This window comes from Corallococcus praedator, from assembly GCF_003612125.1.
GTDB classification, from domain to species: domain Bacteria; phylum Myxococcota; class Myxococcia; order Myxococcales; family Myxococcaceae; genus Corallococcus; species Corallococcus praedator.
Genome location: NZ_RAWI01000532.1, coordinates 1 through 5,315, shown reverse-complemented (window position 1 = coordinate 5,315; position 5,315 = coordinate 1). Strand labels below are relative to the sequence as shown.

Here is a 5,315-nt window from a genome sequence, read left to right as displayed (position 1 = left end):
GGAGGGATGAGGAAGGGCGCCGGGTGGCGCAGGAAGCGCAGCCCCATCGCGCCCACGAAGCGCAGGCCCTCGCGCAAGGGGACGTCCCGGGCGCGCAGGGCCAGCCCCAGGGCCAGCGCGAAGGACACGCCGAAGTTGAGCACGCCGATGACGCCCACCCCCAGGAGGGCGGCCAGGAAGCCGGGCTCCATCACCGCGGCCGGGCCCAGCGTGCAGCCCGCGAAGGCCAGGGAGCCGAACGACAGCGTGACGTGCCGCACGTCCAGCGGCAGGCCGAAGAAGCCCCCGATGCCGGGCGCCACCACCAGCAGCACGCCCAGGGTGACGCTGCCGCCCACGCCCGCCGCGTGGCGCATCAGCGCGTCCGCCACGCGGCGCGCGTTGCGCTCGCCCAGCAGGGTGCGCAGGACGCCGTGGTGGGCCAGCGCCTCCGGCAGGCGCCGGTAGACGACGAAGTTCTCGAACCAGCCCGCGGCCACGCTGGACATCCACAGCAGCACGCCGGTGAAGGCGGCCCACAGCAGCGTGGCGCTGTGCCAGGGGTGCAGTGACTCCACCACGTGCTCGGCCTGCGCCACCGACAGGAGCGCGTGGCCCCGGATGAGCTGGAAGCCCAGCGCCAACGCCACCGCCACGGGCAGCACGCAGCCCAGGTTGCCCAGGGCCGCCGCCAGCTGCGAGCGGGTGATGCGCGGCACCAGCGCCGCCAGCCGCTCCATGCGCCCGTCGGTGGCGTCGTCGGGGTCGTCGTTTTCGACGGCGTCCTCTTCGATGGCCGCCGCCAGCGTGGAGGCCGTCATCGACGGCTGCTTGGTGGCCAGCGTGAAGCCCAGGAGCTGCATCACCACGAAGCTGCCGGCGTAGTTGAGCGCGGCGAAGAGGCCCGCGAAGAAGGGCGCCAGCGACAGCCCGACCAGGAAGAACTTCAGCGCGGCGGTGAACGCGGTGAGCAGCCCGCCTCCCGCCGCCGAGTGCACCATGCGGTGGAACTCGCCCGGCGTCGAGGTGATGTAGTGCTCGCCGGTGTTGCCGGTGCGCTCGATGATCTTCCGCGCCAGCAGCCGCGCGTTGCGCTGGACCAGCGCGCGCACGGAGCGGTCCGCGTGTGCGTGCCGCAGGAGGTCCGACAAGAGCTCCAGCGCCTCCCTCCAGCGCGGCTCACCCCGGGCCGCGCCCAGCACGCGCGCGATGGCCTCCATCCGGTCCAGGCCGCGCCGGATGCGCTCCAGCCGGTACACCAGGTCCACGCTGACGCCCGAGTGCTCCAGGTGCCGCGTGACGGAGGCCACCACCCGCCGGCAGTCCGCCTCCGTCTGCTCCAGGTCGCGCAGCGAGTCCGGCGCCCCGTCGCGCGCCAGCACCGCGTCACACACCATCCGCAGCCGCAGGAAGGGCGAGGCGCGAAAGGCGAGCTCCGGGGTGCGGTCGCGCACGTCCTCCGCCAGCCCCAGGCCCGTCACCTGCACGCCCAGGAGCAGCAGCGCGTCCAGCAGGTCGCCGCGCACGCGGGCGGTGGGGGACGGGTCCGGCGGCGGCGGGTCGCCCACGAGCACCGTCAGCCGCGCGAGCAGCGCCGGGGACAGCGCGGCCAGCCACTCCGCGTCCTCCGGCACCGGGAACAGGCGCAACAGCAGCTCCGACAGCTTGCCGGGCTCCGGCGGCGGGGGCAGCACGCCGCGCACGAAGCGGTCCGTCAGCTCGGAGAAGAAGCCGTTGCCGCCGCTCAGGCCCACCTGGGCGAAGAGCTTCAGGCCCCGGCTGCCCGCGCACACCCCCGACACCAGCTTCGTGACGGCCAGGCGCAGCGGCGCTTCCCCTTCCAGCACGCGCACCAGCAGCGACAGCCGGGAGTTCGCCGCGGACAGCGTGGCGTCCTCCCCGTCCATCAGGCCCTGGGCGGGGATGCGCTCGCGCATCCAGTGCATCCACCGCTCCACCCACGCGAGGCGCGCGTCCAGCCCGTCGTCAGGGACCTCCGACAGGAGCCGGAGCAGGTCCCTCACGGCGGGATGGCCGGGTGCCCGGGGCGCGTACTGGACGCAGAAGGCATCCACCTCGCGGGCGGACGGCAAACTGCGGACCAGAAGCCGCGGGGCGGGGGAGGAGACAGTCATTCGCCAGGCGCTCGGGGGGAGGGGGACGCGGAGCCTACCCGGCCCGCGCCTCCCCCGGAACCCGGGGGGAGGACGGTGGCCTGGTTGCCTGGCTGCTCGACGCGGCCCGGGACTGGATTACTTCAGCTTCACCGAAGCGAGTTCGTTGTTCTTCGCACGCATGGCGCCCAGCAGGCCGTCCCAGCCGCCTTCCTTGAAGAGCGGGCGCACCTGGTCGTCGCGGATGCCGGTGAGCATGGAGTCACCCAGCACGGACACGTCCACGACCTTCCACGCGGCGCCCACCTTCTCCACGGAATACTTGAGCTTCATCTCCTGCTTCTTCAGCGGGTGGTTGATGAAGATGGTGGAGCCCACCAGCGCCTTGTCGCCCGTCACCTGCGGCTCGTCGTAGGTGATGGAGTCCAGGTTCTTGAAGTTCTCGCGCACCTTGGGGAAGGCGAGCTTCGCGAAGAGGCTGTGGAAGAGCTGGAGGAATTCCTTCTTCTGCGCGTCGCTGGCCTTGGCCCAGTCGTCGCCGAGGAGGAAGGCGCCCTGCTGGTCGCCGCCCAGGTTCTCCAGGGCCTTGAGGTCCTTCTCGTAGCGCACGGACTGCACCACGGTCTTCACCGGCTTGGTGATGGCGTCGTTCGCCTTGTTGGGCGCGGCGAACGCGGGCACGGCGAGGGCGACGGCGACCAGCACGGAGAGGGAGCGGAAGTGGGCGTTCAGGTTCATATGGGTGGTGACCTCCTGAAGAACGGCGCGAGTCCTGTAGCCCAGGGGAACGCGCCGCGACGGACAAAATTCAACCGGTCGCTGGCCTCACCTCCCACGTTGGGGCCGCCCGCCCGTATGGACTCAACCCCGAATAAGATGCCCTGTCGTCAGGTTTGACTCTGTTGGGACTGGACGTTTACTGTCCGCCCCCTGCGCTGCGTCACTGGATTAGCGCGAAGCCCGAGAAGACATGCCTACCGACTTCCTGTTCACGTCTGAATCCGTCACCGAGGGCCACCCGGACAAGATCGCCGATCAGATCTCCGACGGTGTGCTCGATGCCATCATCGCCAAGGATCCGCAGGCGCGCGTCGCCGTGGAGACGCTCGTGAAGACGGGCCTCGCCATCGTCGCGGGCGAGGTGACGACGAACTGTTACGTGGACATCCCGAAGATCGTCCGGTCCACCATCACGCGCATCGGCTACACCGATAGCTCCATGGGCTACGACGGCAACACGTGCGGCGTCATGGTGGCCATCGAAGGCCAGAGCCAGGACATCGCCCGGGGCGTGGACAACAAGAAGGACCAGGGCGCCGGCGACCAGGGCATGATGTTCGGCTTCGCGTGCGACGAGACGCCGGAGCTGATGCCCGCGCCCATCCACTACGCGCACGCGCTGACCCGCCGGCTGGCGGAGGTGCGCCGCAAGAACCACCCGTGGATCCGCCCGGACGGCAAGAGCCAGGTCACGGTGGAGTACAAGGACGGCCGCCCGGTCCGCATCGACGCGGTGGTGGTGTCCACGCAGCACGCGGATGAGATCTCCAACAAGAAGATCACGGAGGCCATCCGCGAGGATGTCATCCTGAAGGTCCTGCCGAAGAAGCTCATCGACAACAAGACCAAGTTCTTCATCAACCCCACGGGCCGCTTCGTCATCGGCGGCCCCATGGGCGACTCGGGCGTCACCGGCCGGAAGATCATCGTCGACACCTACGGCGGCATGGGCCGTCACGGTGGCGGCGCCTTCAGCGGCAAGGACCCGTCCAAGGTGGACCGCTCGGCCGCGTACATGGGCCGCTACATCGCGAAGAACGTCGTCGCCGCCGGGCTGGCCAGCCGCTGCGAGGTGCAGGTCTCCTACGCCATCGGCGTGGCGGAGCCCGTCAGCGTGATGGTGGAGACCTTCGGCACGGCCACCGTGCCCGAGGAGCAGATTGCCCGCGCCGTGCGCCAGACCTTCGGTCTGCGTCCGCGTGAAATCACGGAGCACCTGGACCTGCTGCGGCCCATCTACCAGAAGACCGCCGCGTACGGTCACTTCGGCCGCTCCGACAAGGACTTCACCTGGGAGCGCACCGACAAGAAGGACGCGCTGCGCGAGGCCGCGGCCTCCGCCGCCCCCAAGACGCGCACGCCCCGCCTGAAGGCCGTCTGAGCTTCGGAGTCCAGGCAGAAGCCGCCTGAATCCACGCGCTCGCTCCCTCCCGGGGCGAGCGCGTTTTCATTTTCAGGGAAGGTGACGCACACAGGCCGGGCGCACACCGGGTATGAGCTGTTAGGAGACGGCCATGCCGACTCCCGGTGCCACGACTGGCTGGCGCATCGTGTTGCTGACCGTGGCCCCGTCCGTGGCGCACGACTTCACGTTGTCGCTGCGAGCGCAGGGGCATGAGGTGGTGGCGTTGGTGGTGCCCGCGGGCGTGCGGGGCCTGCGGCCGCTGGACATGGAGGGGTGGGCGGAGCTGGGACAGTTGTTCGAATCCGCGCCCCCGTCGGTGGACGTCCTGTGGGTGAGCGAGCGGGCGCACCTGGCGCCGCGGCTTTCGGCGCTGAAGCCGGACCTCATCCTGTCCTTCTTCTTTCCGTGGAAGCTGACGCCGGAGGCGTTGGCGCTGGCGCCGCTGGGGGCCATCAACGTGCACCCGTCGCTCCTGCCGCGCTACCGGGGCCCGTGTCCGGTGGGCTGGGCGCTGCGCGACGACGCGCGGGAGTTGGGGCTCACGTTCCACCGGATGGACGCGACGTTCGACACCGGGCCGGTGCTGGTGCAGGGCACGTTCCCCGTCATCGACGAGGACACGGAGGAGGTCCTCTTCGAGAAGATGATGCGCGCGGCGCGCCGGCTGCTGCCCGGGATGCTGGAGCGCGTGGCCCGGAGGGAGGTGGGGGAGGCGCAGGTGGACGCGGCGGCGACGCCCGCGCCCTTCTTCGACCTGGCGTACCGGGACATCGACTGGCGGGACACCGCGCGCTCCGTGCACCTGAAGGTGCGGGCGTGCCGCTTCGCCGCGTGGCGCGAGGGCAACGGGGATGCGCGCGCGCTGTTGCAGGGCCGGTGGCTGCGGGTGCGGCGCACGCGCGCGTGGCGGGGCGAGGACCCCCAGGCGGCGCCGGGCACGCTCCTGGCGCGGCAGGGGGACGAGTGCCTGGTGCAGTGCGGGGACTCGCCGTTGTGGCTGGTGGCGCACACGCCAGAGGAATCCTGAGCGTTGGAGG

Annotated in this window: 4 protein-coding genes; 2 read left to right on the top strand and 2 right to left on the bottom strand. The window is 70.8% G+C overall.

Annotation, left to right across the window (positions count from 1 at the left end; genetic code table 11):
• Positions 1–2,072 (bottom strand): site-specific recombinase (locus D7Y13_RS38050; protein WP_244222430.1); only part of this gene is annotated, 2,072 nt, incomplete at its 3' end.
• Between the two features lie 159 nt (positions 2,073–2,231).
• Positions 2,232–2,825, bottom strand: a complete 594-nt coding sequence (locus D7Y13_RS38045) for a Tgt2/MlaC family protein (RefSeq protein WP_120585969.1) — start codon at positions 2,823–2,825, stop codon at positions 2,232–2,234.
• A 238-nt stretch (positions 2,826–3,063) separates the two neighbouring features.
• Here D7Y13_RS38045 and metK point away from each other — a divergent pair, with 238 nt between their 5' ends.
• Both metK and D7Y13_RS38035 read left to right on the top strand, forming a co-directional pair.
• Positions 3,064–4,254, top strand: coding sequence for a methionine adenosyltransferase (gene metK / locus D7Y13_RS38040; protein WP_120534880.1), 1,191 nt, complete (start codon positions 3,064–3,066; stop codon positions 4,252–4,254).
• A 133-nt stretch (positions 4,255–4,387) separates the two neighbouring features.
• Entirely contained in the window at positions 4,388–5,305 is a 918-nt protein-coding gene (locus D7Y13_RS38035; protein ID WP_120585967.1) for a methionyl-tRNA formyltransferase, read from the top strand.
• Positions 5,306–5,315: the final 10 nt, after the last annotated feature.

What these genes read in the sequence shown, in the direction of transcription:
- metK (WP_120534880.1), top strand. Translation starts at nt 3,064, where the DNA reads ATGCCTACCGACTTCCTGTTCACGTCTGAATCCGTCACCGAGGGCCAC.
- D7Y13_RS38035 (WP_120585967.1), top strand. Translation starts at nt 4,388, where the DNA reads ATGCCGACTCCCGGTGCCACGACTGGCTGGCGCATCGTGTTGCTGACC.